This window comes from Frondihabitans sp. GW821-FHT04F02 (assembly GCF_059420045.1).
The window spans coordinates 360550-377178 of the sequence record NZ_JBWKSZ010000001.1; the positions used below are offsets into that span (position 1 = coordinate 360550).

17 protein-coding genes and 1 tRNA gene are annotated in these 16629 nt (G+C 71.2%); 8 read left to right on the forward strand and 10 right to left on the reverse strand.

What is annotated here, in order from left to right; all coding sequences use genetic code 11:
* Nucleotides 1-14 precede the first annotated feature (14 nt).
* The 3 genes from AC07TY_RS01745 to AC07TY_RS01755 are packed head-to-tail and all read right to left on the reverse strand — an operon-like array spanning nt 15 to nt 2598.
* Complete coding sequence (locus AC07TY_RS01745; protein WP_494784160.1) at nt 15-842, reverse strand: SDR family NAD(P)-dependent oxidoreductase; 828 nt, start codon at nt 840-842, stop codon at nt 15-17.
* On the reverse strand, nt 839-1195 hold the full coding sequence (locus tag AC07TY_RS01750) for a Fe-S oxidoreductase (RefSeq protein WP_494784161.1): 357 nt from the start codon (nt 1193-1195) through the stop codon (nt 839-841). Before AC07TY_RS01750 ends, AC07TY_RS01745 begins: the two co-directional genes overlap by 4 nt.
* Complete coding sequence (locus AC07TY_RS01755) at nt 1192-2598, reverse strand: dihydrolipoyl dehydrogenase family protein (RefSeq protein WP_494784162.1); 1407 nt, start codon at nt 2596-2598, stop codon at nt 1192-1194. Before AC07TY_RS01755 ends, AC07TY_RS01750 begins: the two co-directional genes overlap by 4 nt.
* Nucleotides 2599-2725: 127 nt before the next feature.
* Between AC07TY_RS01755 and AC07TY_RS01760 the strand changes: the two genes are divergently transcribed.
* Nucleotides 2726-2899, forward strand: a complete 174-nt coding sequence (locus AC07TY_RS01760; protein WP_123504854.1) for a CsbD family protein — start codon at nt 2726-2728, stop codon at nt 2897-2899.
* 57 nt (nt 2900-2956) lie between these two features.
* Here the strand turns inward: AC07TY_RS01760 and AC07TY_RS01765 are convergent, their stop codons facing one another.
* From AC07TY_RS01765 to AC07TY_RS01780, 4 genes are all read right to left on the reverse strand, one after another.
* On the reverse strand, nt 2957-3811 hold the full coding sequence (locus tag AC07TY_RS01765) for a crotonase/enoyl-CoA hydratase family protein (protein ID WP_494784163.1): 855 nt from the start codon (nt 3809-3811) through the stop codon (nt 2957-2959).
* A gap of 108 nt (nt 3812-3919) precedes the next feature.
* Nucleotides 3920-4747: an arginase family protein gene (locus AC07TY_RS01770; RefSeq protein ID WP_494784164.1), complete on the reverse strand. Its 828-nt coding sequence runs from the start codon at nt 4745-4747 to the stop codon at nt 3920-3922.
* A gap of 43 nt (nt 4748-4790) precedes the next feature.
* Nucleotides 4791-5549: a PspA/IM30 family protein gene (locus AC07TY_RS01775; RefSeq protein ID WP_494784165.1), complete on the reverse strand. Its 759-nt coding sequence runs from the start codon at nt 5547-5549 to the stop codon at nt 4791-4793.
* A gap of 48 nt (nt 5550-5597) precedes the next feature.
* Nucleotides 5598-7634: a TPM domain-containing protein gene (locus AC07TY_RS01780; RefSeq protein ID WP_494784166.1), complete on the reverse strand. Its 2037-nt coding sequence runs from the start codon at nt 7632-7634 to the stop codon at nt 5598-5600.
* A 108-nt stretch (nt 7635-7742) separates the two neighbouring features.
* Between AC07TY_RS01780 and AC07TY_RS01785 the strand changes: the two genes are divergently transcribed.
* Together AC07TY_RS01785 and AC07TY_RS01790 are read left to right on the forward strand one after the other, a co-directional pair.
* Nucleotides 7743-8609 carry an EamA family transporter gene (locus AC07TY_RS01785; protein WP_494784167.1) on the forward strand — a complete coding sequence of 289 codons (867 nt, stop codon included), beginning with the start codon at nt 7743-7745 and terminating at the stop codon, nt 8607-8609.
* A 163-nt stretch (nt 8610-8772) separates the two neighbouring features.
* Nucleotides 8773-8988 (forward strand): hypothetical protein, encoded by a 216-nt coding sequence (locus AC07TY_RS01790; protein ID WP_148061128.1) that lies wholly within the window; start codon nt 8773-8775, stop codon nt 8986-8988.
* Nucleotides 8989-9030: 42 nt separating this feature from the next.
* Here the strand turns inward: AC07TY_RS01790 and AC07TY_RS01795 are convergent, their stop codons facing one another.
* Complete coding sequence (locus AC07TY_RS01795) at nt 9031-11529, reverse strand: patatin-like protein (protein ID WP_494784544.1); 2499 nt, start codon at nt 11527-11529, stop codon at nt 9031-9033.
* 36 nt (nt 11530-11565) lie between these two features.
* The gene (locus tag AC07TY_RS01800; RefSeq protein WP_494784168.1) at nt 11566-11967 is read right to left on the reverse strand and encodes a hypothetical protein; all 402 of its coding nucleotides are present in this window, start codon (nt 11965-11967) and stop codon (nt 11566-11568) included.
* Between the two features lie 220 nt (nt 11968-12187).
* Here AC07TY_RS01800 and pgi point away from each other — a divergent pair, with 220 nt between their 5' ends.
* A complete protein-coding gene (gene pgi / locus AC07TY_RS01805) occupies nt 12188-13915 on the forward strand; it encodes a glucose-6-phosphate isomerase (protein ID WP_494784169.1) in 1728 nt (575 codons plus the stop codon).
* Between the two features lie 135 nt (nt 13916-14050).
* Nucleotides 14051-14509 (forward strand): DUF1990 domain-containing protein, encoded by a 459-nt coding sequence (locus tag AC07TY_RS01810; RefSeq protein WP_494784170.1) that lies wholly within the window; start codon nt 14051-14053, stop codon nt 14507-14509.
* A gap of 22 nt (nt 14510-14531) precedes the next feature.
* Here AC07TY_RS01810 and AC07TY_RS01815 read toward each other — a convergent pair whose 3' ends face one another.
* Entirely contained in the window at nt 14532-14852 is a 321-nt protein-coding gene (locus AC07TY_RS01815; RefSeq protein WP_494784171.1) for a hypothetical protein, read from the reverse strand.
* 75 nt (nt 14853-14927) lie between these two features.
* On the opposite strand from AC07TY_RS01815, the gene AC07TY_RS01820 reads away from it, so the two are divergent.
* From AC07TY_RS01820 to AC07TY_RS01830, 3 genes are all read left to right on the forward strand, one after another.
* A tRNA-Arg gene (locus tag AC07TY_RS01820) sits at nt 14928-14999 on the forward strand.
* 141 nt (nt 15000-15140) lie between these two features.
* Nucleotides 15141-15797 carry a pyridoxine/pyridoxamine 5'-phosphate oxidase gene (locus AC07TY_RS01825; RefSeq protein WP_123504842.1) on the forward strand — a complete coding sequence of 219 codons (657 nt, stop codon included), beginning with the start codon at nt 15141-15143 and terminating at the stop codon, nt 15795-15797.
* Nucleotides 15798-15868: 71 nt separating this feature from the next.
* On the forward strand, nt 15869-16606 hold the full coding sequence (locus AC07TY_RS01830; RefSeq protein WP_488626446.1) for a gamma-glutamyl-gamma-aminobutyrate hydrolase family protein: 738 nt from the start codon (nt 15869-15871) through the stop codon (nt 16604-16606).
* Nucleotides 16607-16629 lie beyond the last annotated feature (23 nt).

The window sequence follows — 16629 nt, forward strand, 5'->3', positions numbered from 1 at the left end:
CGGGGCGCAGCGGGTCAGAGCGCCGCCGGCAGCCCCACCATCTCGGACGACTTGTTCCAGACGACCTCGGCGAGCTCGACGTTGCGCGCCTGCGGCGACTGAAGGCCCCCGGGCTTGAGCTGATCGAAGTAGGTGCCGCTCGCGACGCCGATCGTGGTGGGTCCGGCCAGCTGGATCAGCGGCACGGCTCCGGCGTCGGCCGAGATGCCGTAGTTGCCGTTCGTCAGGAGGTTGACCATGCGCATCGACCGCGAATCGCGACCGAACCCCGTCGACACGAACCCGGGGTGGAACGCGAACGCCTTGACGGGGGAGCGGCGCGCCAGCTGCGAGATGAACATGTTCGTGAGCAGCTTGCTGGTGCCGTACGCACCCCAGCCGCCGAGCCAGGGGCGCTTGGCCCAGTTCAGGTCGTCGAGCCGCACCCGGCCGAAGAAGTTCGCCGTGCTCGAGGTCGACACGACGCGCCCGCCCGATTCGACGATCCGGTCGAGAAGCAGACGGGTGAGCAGGAACGGCGCGAGGTGGTTCGACTGGAGTGTCCGCTCGAAGCCGTCCGCCGTCGTCGAGCGCTGGCTCACGAGGCCGCCCGCGTTGTTGGCTAGCACGTCGATGCGGGGGTGGGCCGCCAGGAGTTCCTGCGCCAGCGACCTCACATCGTCGAGCCGGTCGAAGTCGCACACGTGCGCCTCGCCGCCCACGTCGCGCGCCACCTGCTCGGTGCGCTGCCGGTCGCGGCCGACCACGACGAGGTCGGCACCGCCTTCGGCGAGGGCGATCGCAGCCTTGCGGCCGATGCCGCTCGAGGCTCCGGTCAAGACGATGGTGCGGGGTGCGGTCATCGGTAGCCGCCCTTCTCGAGGCCTGCCTCGATCTCAAAGCGATTGTTCAGAGGGTCCTGGCCGGCGATGCCGTAGAGCAGAGGCATGAGCAGGCCGTAGCGCTGCCACTGGCGCACGTGCACGGCCTCGTGCTCGAGGACGTCCGGCCCGAAGTTGCTTCGAGTCAGGTAGACGCGGCCGACGCAGGTGCCGCCGCGCCGGAAGACCCCCTTCGGCAGGCCGCTGCAGACGATGAGGTCGCCGACGAAGCGCACACGGCCGGTGCTTAGAGGCACGCCGATCGCCAGGCCGATGGCCGTGGCGACGGCGCAGCCCGCCCGGGAGACCGGGGAGTCGAGGAGGGGGTTCTTCACTCCGGACGGCCGTAGGCGTCGAGCAGGCGGAGCCAGATCTCGCTGACGGTCGGGTACGAGGGAACAGCGTGCCAGAGGCGGTCGATCGGCACTTCGGCGACGACGGCGACGGTGGCGGCGTGCAGCAGATCGGACACCTCGGGGCCGACGAACGTCGCTCCGACGAGGACCTTGCGCGACTCGTCGACGACGATGCGCGCCTGGCCCTTGTACGTGTCGGACTTCAGCGACGACCCGGCCAGCGCGGCGAGGTCGTAGTCGACGACCTTGACGTCGATGCCCTGCTTCGCGGCGGCGTCGGCGGTGAGCCCGATGCTCGCGACCTCGGGGCTGGTGAAGGTGACCTGGGGGACGGCGGCGTGGTCGGCGGTCGCGACATGGGCGCCCCACGGCTCGGCCTGGACGGGCTTGCCGAGGGCCCTCGCGGCGATGACCTCGCCGGCGGCGCGCGCCTGGTACTTGCCCTGGTGGGTCAGGAGGGCGCGGTGGTTGACGTCGCCGACGGCGTAGAGCCAGTCGGTGCCGTGCACGAGCAGGGTGTCGTCGACCTCGAGCCACTCTCCCGGAGTGAGGCCGACGTTCTCCACGCCGAGGTCGCCCGTGCGGGGCACTCGGCCGGTCGCGACGAGGATCTCGTCGGTGACGATCACGGAGCGGTCGTCGAGCGTCGTCTCGACGAGCCCGTGCTCGGTGCGGAGCACGGAGGTCGGCGACTGGCCGAGGCGGAGGTCGACGCCGAGCTCGCCGAGCGACTCGCCGACGAGCTCGCCGGCGAAGGGCTCCTGCCCGCCGAGCAGGCCGCTGCGGGCGACGAGCGTGACCTTGGCGCCGAGCTGCTGGTAGGCCGTCGCCATCTCGGCCGCGACGACGCCGCCGCCGACGATGAGGATGCTCGCGGGGACGACCTTGACGCTCGTGGCCTCGCGGCTGGTCCACGGCTTCGCGTCGAGCAGCCCGGGGATGTCGGGGAGGAGCGCAGCGGAGCCGGTGACGGCCGCGACAGCGTGGGTCGCCGTGTAGACGGTGCCGTCGATGGTGACCTCCTTGACCCCGGTGATGACCGCGTGGCCGCGGATGAGGTCGATGCCGGCGCTCGAGACCCAGTCGGCCTGCGACGAGTCGTCCCAGTTGCTGGTGAACGAGTCGCGGCGGTTCAGGACCGCCTGCACGTCGAGCTCGCCGGTGACGGCCTCGCGTGCGCCGCCCACGGCCTTGGCCGCGTCGAGCGCGGTGCTGCTCATCAGGAGCGCCTTCGAGGGCATGCAGGCCCAGTAGGAGCACTCGCCCCCGACCAGCTCCGCCTCGACGAGGGCGACCTTGAGGCCGCTGCGGGTGGCGTAGTCGGCCACGTTCTCTCCGACGGCGCCGGCGCCGATCACGATCAGGTCATAGGTAGTCGTCATGTAGTGACCGTATCGCCCGCGTGATTGCGGCGCCCTGCCAAATCCTGAGAGCGAGGGGGACACTCCGGGGTAACGTCCACGGCATCGATGACGACCGTCATCACCCGCAGAGCAATTGGAGGATCGCATGGCACTCGGAGACAAGATCCAGAACGCAGCCCAGGACGTCGCCGGCAAGGCCAAAGAGGCCGTCGGCAAGGCCACGGACAACCCCGACCTCGAGGCCGAGGGACACTCCGACCAGGCCAAGTCATCCGTCAAGCAGGCCGGCGAAGACGTCAAGGACGCATTCAAGTCCTGATTCGTCCGCACTGCACTACCGCGAAGCCCGTCCCGTCCTGGGGCGGGCTTCGCCGTGTCAGCGCCCGATGAAGGTAGCGTCGCCGCGAGCCTGGAACGACTTCATGCCGATGGCGGCGTCCTCCGTGGCGAGCAGGCGAACGAGCTCCGACTGCAGGATCGCGTGGGCAGCCGCCTCGCCCGACGACTCGGCGAGATGCGCGTTCGCGAGCACGGCCTGGACGGCCAGCGGCGCGGCGGTCCCGGCGATCCGATGGGCGATGTCGTAGGCGCGGTTGTAGATCTGATCGTTCAGCACGACCTCCTGCACGAGGCCGATCCGCAGTGCCTCGCGCGCGTCGAAGAGGTCTCCGGTGAGCATCCACCGCATGGCGTTGCCCCAGCCGACTCGGGCCGGGAAGCGCGTGGTGGCTCCGCCGAAGGGCAGGATCCCGCGCCGCACCTCCATCTGGCCGAACCTCGCGTTCTTGCCGGCGACCACGATGTCGCTGACCAGCGCGAGCTCGACACCGAGGGTGAGGCAGGTGCCCTGCACCGCGAGGACGACGGGCTTCGTGAGCTGCACCCCGTCGACCTGCCACGGGTTGATGCCGCCCTCGGGCACCGCGTCGAGGCCCTCGGGGGTGATCGCTGCCGCGACGTTGCCGAGGTCGAGGCCGGCGGTGAAGTGCTCGCCCCGCGCAGACACGAGTCCGCACCACAGGTCGGGGTCGGACTCGAGGCGACCGTAGGCGAGCGCGAGCTCGTGCAGCATCCGGAGGTCGGCCGCGTTGCGTTTCTCCTCGCGGTCGAGTCCGATCAGCAGGACGTGGCCGTCGACCTCGACGGTCACGCGGGGACGGGCGTCGTCGAGCGCGGCGAGCTGGGACTTGGTGCGGGGCGCGTGGGCGCCGGGAGGCGGGGCGGGGCTCATGGGTCGATGCTACGGCCGCTCGACGCACAGGACTCGGGCCGAACCGGCCCGAGCAGGGCTCCGCGGGGCGAAGACGCGTGAAACCGCCACGTGGGGCAGGAGATGCGCCTAGCGGGCGAGGGCGCCGATGACCCGCAGGATGGTCCCGAGGTCGTCCGCCGCAGACTCGGCCGTGGCCGGCGCGAACGAGCAGATGCCGGCCCCGACGAGCTCGAAGCGCTCGCGCAGGGCTCCGATGGTCGCGACGAGAGTCGCCGGCTCCAGCCCGAACGGCTGCGGGTCGAGCAGGCCGCCGAAGGAGCTGGGATCGAGCACGTCGAGATCGATGTGGATGTAGACCGACGTGGCGCCGCTCGCGGCGACGGCGTCGACGACGTCGGCCGGGTCGAGCTCGAAGGCGCTGACGCTGCGGATTCCCTGCTCGTCGGCCCAGTAGTCCTCGGCATCGTCGTAGCTGCGGGTGCCGGCGAGCACGACGCGTCCGGGGGCGAGCGGAACCGCCGCCGGCTCGAAGCCGCCCGAGCTGAGCTCGGCGTCGGCGCGCCCGAGCAGCGCGCCGACCACCATGCCGCTGAACGCCCCGCTCTCGCTCGAGTCGGGGGAGTGCAGGTCGGGGTGCGCGTCGAACCACACGACGCAGGTGTCGTCGCGGAGGGCGTGGCGTACCGCCGCGAACTCGACACCGCAGTCGCCGCCGACCACCAGAGCCGTCTCGGACGATCGCTGAAGCTCGTCGGTGAGAGCATGTGCCACGGACGCCACCGCCGAGAGGCGATGGATCGTGGTGCCGAGGGCGTCCCCGGCGCCGACGGGCACCTCGACCATGGTACTGGCCTTCGACGGAAGGTCGCCGAAGATGGCGCCCGCGCCGTCGGACAGCCTCATGGCACGCGGCGAGGGCGACCCCTGCCACTGCGGAACTGCGACGAACCTCACGATCGACAGTCTGGCACGCCCGAGCGCCGCGGTGGCAGAGGCTCTACGAGCCGACCGGCTTCGAGTCCCAGTGCTCGACGGGTGCGGCGCCGCCGCCCAGCTTGAGCTGAGCCAGCCGCGCCTCGACCTCGGTCTGCGCGTCGAGGTTCTCGAGGCTCTCGAACTGCGCGTCGAGGCTCGACGACTGGAGCTCCTGCTGGCCCATGACCTTCGCCTCCTCGCGTCGGATCTTGTCCTCGAAGCGGCCGAGGTCGCTCGTGGGGTCCATCACGTTGATGCTGCCGATGGCGTCGTTCACCTTCGACTGGGCGTCGGCCATCTTGGAGCGAGCGACGAGCTCGTTGCGCTTGCTGCTGAGCTCGGTGAGCTTCTGCTCCATGTTCGTCAGGCCGGACTTGAGCTTGTCGACGACCTGATTCTGCTGGGCGATGGTCGGCTCGGCGTCCTTCGCCTCCTTCTCGGACGACATCTGGCGGCCGATCGCGACCTTGGCGAGCGCGTCGAACTTGTCGGCCTCCGCAGCCTGGCCGCCGGTGCGGAGCTCGTCAGCCTTCTTGCTGGCGGCCAGGGCCTTGGTGCCCCAGTCGGCCGCGGCGTCGACATCCTCCTTGTGGTCCTGCTCGAGCAGGCGGAGGTTGCCGATCGTCTCGGCGACGGCGCTCTTGGCGTCGGCGATGTTGTTCGTGTAGTCGCGGACCAGCTGGTCGAGCATGAGCTGGGGGTCCTCCGCCTGATCGATCAGGTTGTTGATGTTGGCCTTCGTGAGCTGCGCGATGCGCCCGAAGATCGACTGCTTTGCCATCGGTGTTCCCTTTCGTCTGTGTCCGGTTATCTGTAGGTGAATCTCGGGTCAGAAGCGTCCACCGCTGGAACTGCGGCCGCCGCCGCCGCCGCCGCCGCCCCCGCCGAAGCCGCCCCCGCCGCCGAAGCCGCCGCCCCCGCCGAAGCCGCCCCCTCCGCCGAAGCCGCCGCCCCCGCCGCCTCCGTTGAGGAGCCCGCCGATGATGACGCCCGTCAGGATGCCGCCCAGGTTCGCTCCGCCTGTTCCGCGGCCCGCGCCGCCGCCGAGGAGCCCGCCGCCTCCGCCGAACATGCCCTGCTGCTGATAGCTGCCCACCTCGGAGTCGGCGTCGCGCAGGGCGGCATCGGCCATGGCCGCGGCCTGCTGGGCCTCGGCGACCGCCGTCTGCGGATCGGTCGTCGCGAGGCTGACGGCCGCGCCGAGGTGGCGCTCGGCCTCCGACAGGCGGGTCCGGGGCCCTGCGCTGATCGCGCCGCGGCGCGTCTCGATGAAGTCGCGCGCCTGGCTGATCTGCCCGCGCGCCGCGAGGAGCGCCTGGTCGAGTGCCTGCTGCGCGCGCTTCTGCGAGACCTGGGCGTCGCGGACCTTCGTCATCGCGGCATCGATCCTCGTGTTGGCGGTGGTCAGGCGGTCGAGCACGGTCAGCGGATCGTCGGGCGTCGCCTCGGCGAATGCGAGAGCGGCGCGGACGACCGAGACGGCTCCCGGCAGGTCGGTCCCGGCGGTGGCTGACTGCGGAGCCGATCCGGCGGTCTGGAGGTCGGACTGCAGGTCGGCGACCGCCGCGCTGATCGTGCTCTGTGCCGTGCGCAGCGACTCGCCGGCCGTGTCGACGGCGCCGAGAAGCTGCTCGACCTGAGTCAGGGCCTGACGGCCCTGAGCGACAGAGCCGACGGCCTCGCCCCGCTTGTCCGCGCTGATCTGGCCGTCCGCCTGCGCCGCGGCCTGGTCGGCGAACTCGAGCAGACGGTCGGCCTGGTCGGGATTGCCGGCGATGCTGCTGACCGCCTTCGCGGAGTACGTGCTGGTCAGGGACGCGACGGCGGTGTCGGCGTCCGCGGCGCGCTGCCGGAGGGCGGCGGTGTCGGTGCGGAGCGCGGCCGCATCCTTCTCGACCGTTGCCTCGGACGCCCGGAGCTTGTCGTAGGCCTCGGACTGGGCGGCGATGTCGGCGTGCGCCCCCTCGCAGAGCGCGATGATGCGCTCGGTCCACTCCCGCTTCTGCTGCGGCGTGTCGGGGACGGAGTCGTCGAGCTTCTGGCGCAGCTCGAACGCCTCCCTCGCCTTCGCCTTGGCCGCCTCGACGGCCGCGGCGAACGGAGCCGCGGCGGCGTCTCCGAACTGGGCGGAGGCGAAGCCGACCTCCTGGGAGGCCTGGGTGATCTGGTCGTCGATGCCGACGAGCAGCTCGCCGGCCCTGCGGTCGAGGCCCTGCTGCGACTCCGCTGCCGAAGCGGCCGCGGCCCTCCGGGAGCGGCTCCGCCTGACGACGACCAGCACGACGATCAACGCGACCACGATGACGACGACCAGGAGGACGATCGGGACCCAGCTGAGGTCGGCCGGACCCTTCGCGTCGTCGATTCCGCTGGTGAAGGCCGTGGCGGCGGCCGCCCAGTCTCCGGCCTGGAGCTGGGGAACGAGGTCGTCCTTCTCGATCGAGGCGAGCTGGGAGTCCGACAGGGAGGCGCCGGAGTCCTTCGAGACGTCGTACAGCTTGCTCTGAACCGCGACCGAAAGGAGGATATCCTCCTGACCGAGCGAGTTGACGCTCGCGGTCTCGGCTCCCCACGCCGCGCGGTCGCTCGGATCCGTGAAGGTCGGCACGAACGCCACGAGCACCGTGATGCCGGTGTCGGTCTGCGTCTTCTTGATCGCCGCGGTCAGCGACGCCTCGTCAGAGGCGCTCAGCGCATTGGCGGAGTCGACGACGTACGCGCCCTGGAAGTCGACCGGAGCGGTGGCGTGCGCCGCCGACGCGGGCAGCACGATCGCGGCGAGGGCCGCGCCGACCAGTGCGGCGAGGACCGCCAGCCGTGTCGTGACGCGAGGCGCCCGGTCGTCTCGAAGCGCCTTGCCGATCACGTGTCTCCCCAGATTCGAACAGCTCGGCGGGCCGACGTCGCCGCCGGATCCCGCCCTTGCCCCGGATTCTAGCCACGCCGGGTGTCGCGGGTGTGGGTTAATTGGCAGGTGCTCCGCATCCCCGCCCCGCTCCTCGCCGTGGCGGCGATCCTCTCGGTCCAGTTCGGCAGTGCCTGGGCCCGCACGCACTTCGATGCCGTGGGCCCGACGGGTGCGGCGACCCTGCGGCTGGTGTTCGCGGCGGTCATCCTGCTGGCCGTCGTCCGGCCGAAGGTGCGCTCGTGGAAGCGGCAGCAGTGGCTTGCGGCCGTCGTGCTCGGCCTCGCTCTCGCCGGCATGAACTCGCTCATCTACCTCGCGCTCGCCCGCATTCCGCTCGGCGTCGCCGTGACGCTCGAGTTCACCGGCCCGCTCGTGCTCGCTCTGGTGCAGACGCGGCGAATCCGCGACGCGCTCTGGGCGGCGCTGGCCTTCGCCGGCGTCGTGCTGCTCGGCGTCGGATCGACCGGGCAGGTCGCTCTCGCGGGAGTCCTGCTCGCATTCGGCGCCGCGGCGTTCTGGGCGACGTACATCATCGCGAACTCGCGGGCCGGCAGGGCCATCGAGGGGATCGACGGCCTGGCGGTGGCGGCGACGGTCGCCGCTGTCGTCGTTGCCCCCTTCGGAGCCGGGCAGGCCGCCGACGCCATCGTCGGCGAGCCGTCCCTCGTGCTCGTCTTCGTCGTCGTGGCGGTCCTGACCTCGGCGCTGCCGTACGCCCTCGAGATGGTCGCCCTCCGGCGGCTCAGTACCCGCGTCTTCGGCGTGCTCTCCAGTCTCGGCCCGGGCGTCGCCGCCCTCGCCGGCTTCCTCGTCGTCGGCCAGGCCCTCGATGTCCGGGAGATCGTCGCGCTCGCTCTCGTGACAGCGGCGAGCGTCGGCGTGACACTCGGAAGCGGTCGAGAGCCGCCGGCACTCCACCCGGTTGCCGGATGACCACGTTGTCGTGAGCGCTCACCTGAGCGTCCCCCGGAAATACGGGGCACGACGGGGGTTTTTGCGCGCGGACCCAGTGCTTTGTACCCCGGTGTCGGGGTACTCTTCGACATAGACCACCTCGGATTGTCCCGGGGCGACAACGATGTTGACGGAGAAGACAATGGGAGCAGTATTGGAGCGCACGTCCCGAGCGGAGATCGTGCCGCTGGGAGACGGCTACAGCCGGGTCTCGACGCCCACGGCGGGCGTGATCGGATTCATCCGCGAGAACGAGGGCCGATTCGAGGTCCTCCGAGGCCGCGTTCGCAGTGCGACACGCGCCGAGGGTGCCTACGGCTCGCTCGACGTCGCCGTGATCGCGCTGACCTACAGCTGAGAGATCACCACCGGGCTTCGCCCACGGCCTGGCACGCGAGTGTCAGGCCGTTTTGCGTGGGGCCGGGGGAGCGACGTCGGCCGGGAGCTGACTCCGCACGTGGGCGAGCAGGCGGCGGGCGGCCCTGGTCCGGAGCAGCGGCCGCGAGGAGTCGGGGTTCGTCGGCGTCGCGGCGAGTTCCTGCGCCAGAGCCCTGAAGGCGGGCGCGACGTCGTCGAGAGTCGACGAGCCCAGAAGGCGCAGGATCAGCTCCACTCCGTCGAACCGCCCCCACACGTAGTCGTTCTCGCGTCGCGCCCGCGACAGGAAGCCGCCGAAGTTCCGCACCGCCGTGCCCTGCAGCTTCGCGCGTCCCGGCATCGGCTCCAGGAGGGCGGCGTCGACCGGGCTGAATCGGCTGAGCCCGATCGGCGTCAGCTGCGGCAGCTTGGCGAGGGCGATGGTCGGGAAGACGGCGGCGTCCCACACCGGAAACCAGAGGAAGTCGCGGATGATGCCCTCGAACAGCGCGTTCGGCTCGCGGTGCTCGAAGAACTCCGTCAGGTGGGCGAGGCCGTCCCAGTGCTCCCAGAGCGCGTCGGCGTAGTCGGCGATCAGGGTCGTCAGGTCGGCGTCGTGCGCGCTGGCGAACGCCCGCGGCATCGCGACGTCGTCGGGCGTGAGCGACGGTGTCGCGAGGAACGCCGCCGACGACGCGACGAGTCGCTCCGCCACGTCGGCGCGAGCGCGGACCAGGTCGACCTGCGCCGCCCAGAGCGCGCCCTTCAGGTCGTCGAGGTGCCTGCGGTCGTCGAGGTGCCTGCCGTCGTCGCTGCTGGTCGCGGTCGCGTACAGATCGTTGACCCGGGAGATCAGGAACTGCAGGCGGCGCTCCTGGAACGGCAGGTCGGCCCGGCGCAGGAACGGCGTCGGGTCGTCGCCCTCGGATGAGAACGCGCCAGACGACCACGTGCTGAGCAGGTGCTCGACGCAGACCAGGTGCTGCGTGCCGGCCGGGTAGCCGAGTGCCGTCGAGAGATCCGAGCTCATCATCGCGCCGATGGCGTCGACCTTGAGGCGCTGGTAGGTGTCGCGGTTCCAGCCGTCGGCCGAGGCGCTGTCGTACACGTGCGGCGCCCACGCGGTCGCGGCGCGCCAGTAGTCCGGGCCGCTCGGAGCGGCGAACGCCGCCAGGGACGCATCGGCCGTGTCGTGGAGCCGCGCGGTCAGGGCGCCCACCCGGTCGATCTCGGCGTTCATGGCCTGGACGTCGGCGAGGTCGCCGAGGGTCGACCGCGACTTCATCAGGCCGAGCGCCGTCTGCAGCGCCGAGACGAACCCGTATGTCGGCAATGGTGCCGACGGCTCCTCCCAGGTCGCCGGATCCGGGTCGATGTGCACGATCCTGCGGTCGACCCGGGTCTGCGCGCTCTTCGACGCGATGGCGCCGATCATGACGTCGAACGGCCGGTTGTCGAGCACGCCGCCGTCGACGAACAGGCGCGTGCCGCCGTCGGCGCCGATGAGCCCGTACTGGGCGAGGTGCTCCCTCTCGAAGTCGGCCCTCACGAGCGGCACCGCCGCCGGAACCCGCCGCACCGCCTCCTCGAAATGGGCGACGCTCACCGGGGCGAAGGCGCCCGGGAAGCACGACGTCGCACGGGCGGCAAACGCGAGCCCGCCGTTCGCGCGGGGTCCGAAGCCGGAGTCGCGCGGCGTCGGCGCGAAGTGGAACACCGTGCGGTTCTGCCGGTCGACGTCTCCCTTGCCGCCGTCGTGCGACGGCACGCGTCTGAAGTAGCCGTGGAGGTCCGTCGCGGTGACGAACAGGTCGAGCTCCTGCCCGGTGCGCAGAAGGGACGCCGGATCCGCGGAGCCGGGCGTCGCCAGCCCTGTCGTCGCGTCCATCGCCTCCAGGGCCTCCAGCACCCAGCGCGCCATTGCATCGCCGTTGAACGGCGACCACGCCGGCTTCGGCGCGCGTGCCGCATCGGCGAGTCCCCGCCGCCGCGCGGGGCCCGAGGGCAGCAGCAGCCTCAGGATGCTCGCCTTGTCGAGCCACAGTGACGTGAGCGCGTCGGTGGCGTGATTGCCGCTGAGCGCCTTGGCGAGGAACACCCCGTTGATCCCGCCCGCCGACGACCCGGCGACGACGTCGACCACGACGGTGCGCAGAGGGCCGGCGTCGCGGGGATGCCGCAGGGCGTCGAGGTAGGCGGCCTGCACCGGGGTCAGGCTCGCGACCAGCTCGGCGTGCGGGCCACCGGGGTCGTCGCTCGTCTGGATGAGATCGAAGACCCGCGACGCGATGACGACGTTGTCGAGCTCGCGGGCGATGCCGTGCTCGTAGATGGCGAGGGAGACGCCGCCGTCGCAGACCAGGGCGAGGCGGAGCTCGTCGACGGGGGTGGAGTTCCTGCGCCCCGAGTCGGTTGCCCCTCGGGTTCGGGCTCCTGCTCCGACCTCGGTGTCATCAGGACCATGTCGGTGTCGCGATCGGTGAGAGGGAGGAACTGAAGGGTGGCGCGCTATCGAAGACGGGTGAATGAAAGCACCGTCGATCGTCGCCCGTCAAGGGTCGCTCGTGGTCGGCCGGGGTCAGTCGGCTCTGCGGCGGAGGCGGATGAGCAGGGCGCGCAGGGCGCCGAGCACGACGAAGAAGGCGACGGAGGAGAGCGCGTCGCCGATGCTGCGCTCGTGCCACACGCGCAGGACGAAGTAGTCGGCGCCGACGAACATGCCCGTCGCCAGGGCCGTCATGACGACGCCGTCGCCCGGCATGGTCGCGTTCTCGTCGTCCAGGTGCACGAAGAGGAAGTCGAAGAGCGCCACGCAGAGCCCCGCGCCGATCAGGCCCGCGTGAGCGGGAACGTCGCCGTCGTTCGCGAGGCCGATGCTCCCGGCCGCGATCAGCACGGCGCTCCAGATTCCGAGCAGGAGAGCGATGAGGCTCGAGAACGGGAAGCTCGACCGCCTCTCGCCGCTGTCGACGTCCGTCACGCTGTCCCCCCTGCGTCGCGCCTCGTGCGCGTCAGCCGATGGTATCCGCTGTCGGGCCATGGCAGGACTGCGGGGAGCTCTCGCGGTAGGCGCGAGAGGATGAACGGCGGGCGACGGGTGACACGCGAACGGGCCGACGGCAATAGAGTTGGACGCGGTCCGCCAGGCAACGCTGCGTGAGTCGCGGGCCTCGCACTGTTCAGGCGTTCTGGAGGACCCCTTGACCGATTCCGCTCCCGTAGACCCCACTTCGACGACTGGCTGGCAGACCCTCGCCGGCATCGCCGACGGCTTCACGCCCGACCTTCGCGGTTGGTTCGACGCCGAACCCGGCCGTGCCGACAAGTACACGTTCCAGGCCGCCGACCTCACCGTCGACCTGTCGAAGAACCTGCTGACCGACGAGATCCTCGCCGCCCTCCTCGAGGTCGCGAAGAGCGCCGACGTCGCCGGCCGCTACCAGGCCATGATCTCGGGCGAGCACATCAACGTCACCGAAGACCGCGCCGTGCTTCACACCGCGCTCCGCCGCCCGAAGAACGGCGAGGGCCTCGTGCCCCCGGCCGGCTTCACGGTCGACGGCCAGGACGTCGACGCCGACGTCCACGCCACCCTCGACAAGGTCTACGCGTTCGCGGAGAAGGTCCGCTCGGGCGAGTGGACGGGCGTCACCGGCAAGCGCATCGAGACCGTCGTCAACATCGGCATCGGCGGCTCGGACCTCGGCCCCGTCATGGTCTACGAGGCGCTCAAGCCCTACGTGCAGGAGGGCATCGAGGCGCGCTTCGTCTCGAACATCGACCCCAACGACGTCTACGAGAAGACCGCCGGCCTCGACCCCGAGACCACCCTCTTCATCGTCGCGTCGAAGACGTTCGGCACTCTCGAGACCCTGACCAACGCCCGCCTCGCCCGCGAGTGGCTCTGGGATTCGCTGACCGCGGCCGGAGCCATCGACGCCTCGGACGCGTCCCGCACCGGCGCCGTCGCCAAGCACTTCGTCGCCGTGTCGACCGCCCTCGACAAGGTCGCCGCCTTCGGCATCGACCCCGAGAACGCCTTCGGCTTCTGGGACTGGGTGGGCGGCCGCTACTCCGTCGACTCCGCCATCGGCACCTCGGTCGTCATCGCGATCGGACCCGACAACTGGCGCGAGTTCCTCGCCGGCTTCCACGCCGTCGACGAGCACATGCGCACCACCCCGCTCGAGCAGAACGTGCCCGTGCTGATGGGCCTGCTGAACGTCTGGTACTCGAACTTCCTCGGCGCGCAGAGCCACGCCGTGCTGCCCTATGCGCAGTACCTCCACCGCTTCGCCGCCTACCTCCAGCAGCTCACCATGGAGTCGAACGGCAAGAGCGTCCGCTGGGACGGCACCCCCGTCACCGTCGACACCGGCGAGGTCTTCTGGGGCGAGCCCGGCACCAACGGCCAGCACGCGTTCTACCAGCTGATCCACCAGGGCACGCGCATCATCCCCGCCGACTTCATCGCCGTCGCCAACCCCGGCCACCCGCTGAAGGACGCCACCGGAGACGGTGCCGGCGTCGCCCCCGGAACCGACGTGCACACCCTCTTTATGGCGAACTACTTCGCCCAGACGAAGGCGCTCGCGTTCGGCAAGACCGCCGATGAGGTCCGCGCCGAGGGCACGAAGGAGTCCGTGGTCCCGGCCCGCGTGTTCAGTGGCAATCGCCCGACCACGTCGATCCTCGCCCCGGCCCTCACGCCGAGCGTCGTCGGCCAGCTCATCGCCCTGTACGAGCACATCGTGTTCGTCGAGGGCACCATCTGGGGCATCGACTCGTTCGACCAGTGGGGTGTCGAGCTCGGCAAGCAGCTCGCCCTCCAGGTGACGCCCGCCGTCGGCGGCGACGCCGAGGCCCTAGACGCGCAGGACGCCTCGACGAAGTCGCTCATCGAGAAGTACCTCGAGCTGCGCGACTAGCGGCACCGTCGAATAGCGCCGTCGAGTAGCGCCGTCGTGTCGAACCCTCCCTTTCAGCCAGAATCCTCGTCCGCAGACGACAGTTCGGGCCGGACGGGAGGGTTCTGCCGTGCCGGGACGGAGCCCGCGGCGGGGGTGTGGCCGGCGACGGGCGGGGAGTTCCTGCGCTCGGAGGTCTCGGCCGTGATCGGATCGGGCGATGCCGCGTTCGAGCAGGCGGCCGATGAGGTGCTGCGCTGGGTGGTGAAGACCCGGAGCGGGTTTCGGGTCGACGACGAATCCGTCGTGGTGCCGGGGCGGCGGATGACGGTGACGGCGCGCGTGCTCGGCGTGACCGTGATCGAGCCGGTGGAGGTCGTCGACGTCGTGCAGACGGCTGACCGTGTCGGCTTCAGCTACCGGACGCTGCCCGGACACCCGGTCGACGGCGAGGAGGCGTTCGTCGTGCACCGGACCGGCGCCGTCGTGCGGCTGACGATCCGGTCGCTGACGAGGGCATCGGAGACTCAGCCGTGGCGGGCGCTGTTCCCGGTGCTTCGAGTGGCGCAAGTGGTCGCTCGCCGACGGTACCTGCGGGCGCTGTCGACGCTCTAGTGGGAGGGACTAGTCGGCGGGACTAGTCGGCGGGGCGGTCGGTGTAGGCCGGGTTCGCAGCGCTCGCCTGGACCGTGACGTCGGTTGCGGTGCGGGCCGCGCGCCAGCGGTCGAACCGGCGGCGGGCGAGGCGGAAGAGGACGGCGACGACGATCGCGGATGCCAGCGCGATGGCCGTCGACCACAGGAAGCCGAGCGAATCGGCGAGCGACTGGTACACGACGACGAACGTGGCACCGGGCACGGCCTGCTGGACGAACTCCCGAAGCGTCCGGCCCTTCTCGACGGGGACGTCCTCGACGCGCACCGGGCGCATGGGCTTCACGCCGTCGATGGTCTCCATGCCGAGAGTGTGACACGAGGCGAGCGGGGTGTCCATGGCGGCCCCGCCGGACTGCTAACGTGGATACCGCTCCTGGCCCCCATAGCTCAGGGGATAGAGCACTGCCCTCCGGAGGCAGGGGCGTAGGTTCGAATCCTACTGGGGGCACCGACTAGGGCTCTGCGTGTTCGTCGGCTTCGCGGACTCCCCCCGGCCCACCTGGTGCGTGTCTGTGCCCGCGAGTCGTTCCGCCTCGCGCGGGGCGCACGGCGACGGGCGCGATGCGGGGGACCGGTGCAAGGTGGGGGAGTGACCTCCGAGATCCGACAGCTGCTGCGCAGCGCCAAAGTCTTCCACCCCGACCTCCCCGACTTCGACACCGACGCCGCTCCCGACGAGCCGATGACCCTCTTCGTCGAGTGGCTGACCGCCGCGATCGACGGCGGAGTGGGCCAGCCCCACGCCATGACCCTGTCGACATCCGACCGAGCCGGCGCGGTGACCGCCCGCACGCTCCTCCTCAAAGACGTCGACGACGCCTTCTGGTTCGCCACCTCCTCGCTCAGTCCCAAGGGCCGGCAGCTCCGCGAGAACCCGCGGGTCGCGCTGACCCTCTTCTGGCGCGAGCAGGGGCGCCAGATCCGCATCTGCGGCGAGGCGAGCCCCGGGCCCCGCGACGTCTCGACCGCCGACTTCACGGCGCGGCACCCTGACTCGCGGGCCGTGGCGATCGCGATGCCGCAGAGCAGCCCCGTCGACGACCCGGCCGCGGCCGACGCCGCACTCGACGCGGCGAAGACGCGGATCGCCGACGACGACGAGTTCGCGCCGGATGACTGGACCGCCTTCCGGGTCGCCCCGATGCAGGTCGAGTTCTGGCAAGCCACCACCGGGCGCGACCAGGTGCGGCTGCGGTACGACCGGACCGACCCGAGTTCCTGGGCGAAATCGGTCCTCTGGCCGTAACGAGGCCCGGGCGGGCGTAACAGGGCGACACCTTCGCGACAGGGGCGCGCGCGGCGAGGCACAGTGGGGGCATGTCCCGCACCCGCCGCAGCCTCGCCGTGATCGAGGTGACCCGTTTCCGCCCGCACGCCGCTGAGTACCACGCCTACGTCGACACGTTGAACGGCCGCGTGCAGGGCATGGCCGAGGCCACCGGCTGGGAGGCGAGCCGCTACGGCGCCGCCGATCTGGGCGAGGCCGCGCTGCTTCAACTGACGGACGCCGCCGACGCCGTCGTCCTGATGGGCGGCGAAGACCTGGCGCCGGAGTGGTACGGCGGCGAGTCCGGCTACACCCGAGAGGGCCGGCACTACGAGGAGGCCGACGCGGCGCAGATCGCCGTGCTCCACCGTGCGCTCGACCGGGGAACCCCGCTGCTCGGCGTCTGCCGCGGCCACCAGCTGATCAACGTCGCGCTCGGCGGAGGGCTGATCCAGCACCTCGAGGGCGACACGGTGCACCTCAACGCCGGAGCATCGATCGATGCCCTCATGCAGCGGCACGCCGTCGACCTCAGCGAGGGCAGCCGTCTGGCCGCGATCCTGGGCGGCCACGCGTCCGTGCAGAGCGCCCACCACCAGGCGATCGGCCAGGTCGCGAGCGGCCTGCGGGTCGTGGCGCGGGCCCAAGACGGCGTCATCGAGGCCGTGGAGCACAACGTCGCCCCGATCACCGGAGTGCAGTGGCACCCCGAAGACCGGAAGGCCGAGCCGGCGCAGCTGCTGTCGCTGCTCGACGGGCTGGCCGGGCAGGTCGCCCTCGCCGCCTGAGCCCGCGGGAGTCCATGGCGAGG

Coding starts and splice junctions, on each gene's coding strand:
- AC07TY_RS01745 (WP_494784160.1), bottom strand. CDS start 842: ATGACCGCACCCCGCACCATCGTCTTGACCGGAGCCTCGAGCGGCATC.
- AC07TY_RS01755 (WP_494784162.1), bottom strand. CDS start 2,598: ATGACGACTACCTATGACCTGATCGTGATCGGCGCCGGCGCCGTCGGA.
- AC07TY_RS01760 (WP_123504854.1), top strand. CDS start 2,726: ATGGCACTCGGAGACAAGATCCAGAACGCAGCCCAGGACGTCGCCGGC.
- AC07TY_RS01765 (WP_494784163.1), bottom strand. CDS start 3,811: ATGAGCCCCGCCCCGCCTCCCGGCGCCCACGCGCCCCGCACCAAGTCC.
- AC07TY_RS01775 (WP_494784165.1), bottom strand. CDS start 5,549: ATGGCAAAGCAGTCGATCTTCGGGCGCATCGCGCAGCTCACGAAGGCC.
- AC07TY_RS01790 (WP_148061128.1), top strand. CDS start 8,773: ATGGGAGCAGTATTGGAGCGCACGTCCCGAGCGGAGATCGTGCCGCTG.
- AC07TY_RS01815 (WP_494784171.1), bottom strand. CDS start 14,852: ATGGAGACCATCGACGGCGTGAAGCCCATGCGCCCGGTGCGCGTCGAG.
- AC07TY_RS01830 (WP_488626446.1), top strand. CDS start 15,869: ATGTCCCGCACCCGCCGCAGCCTCGCCGTGATCGAGGTGACCCGTTTC.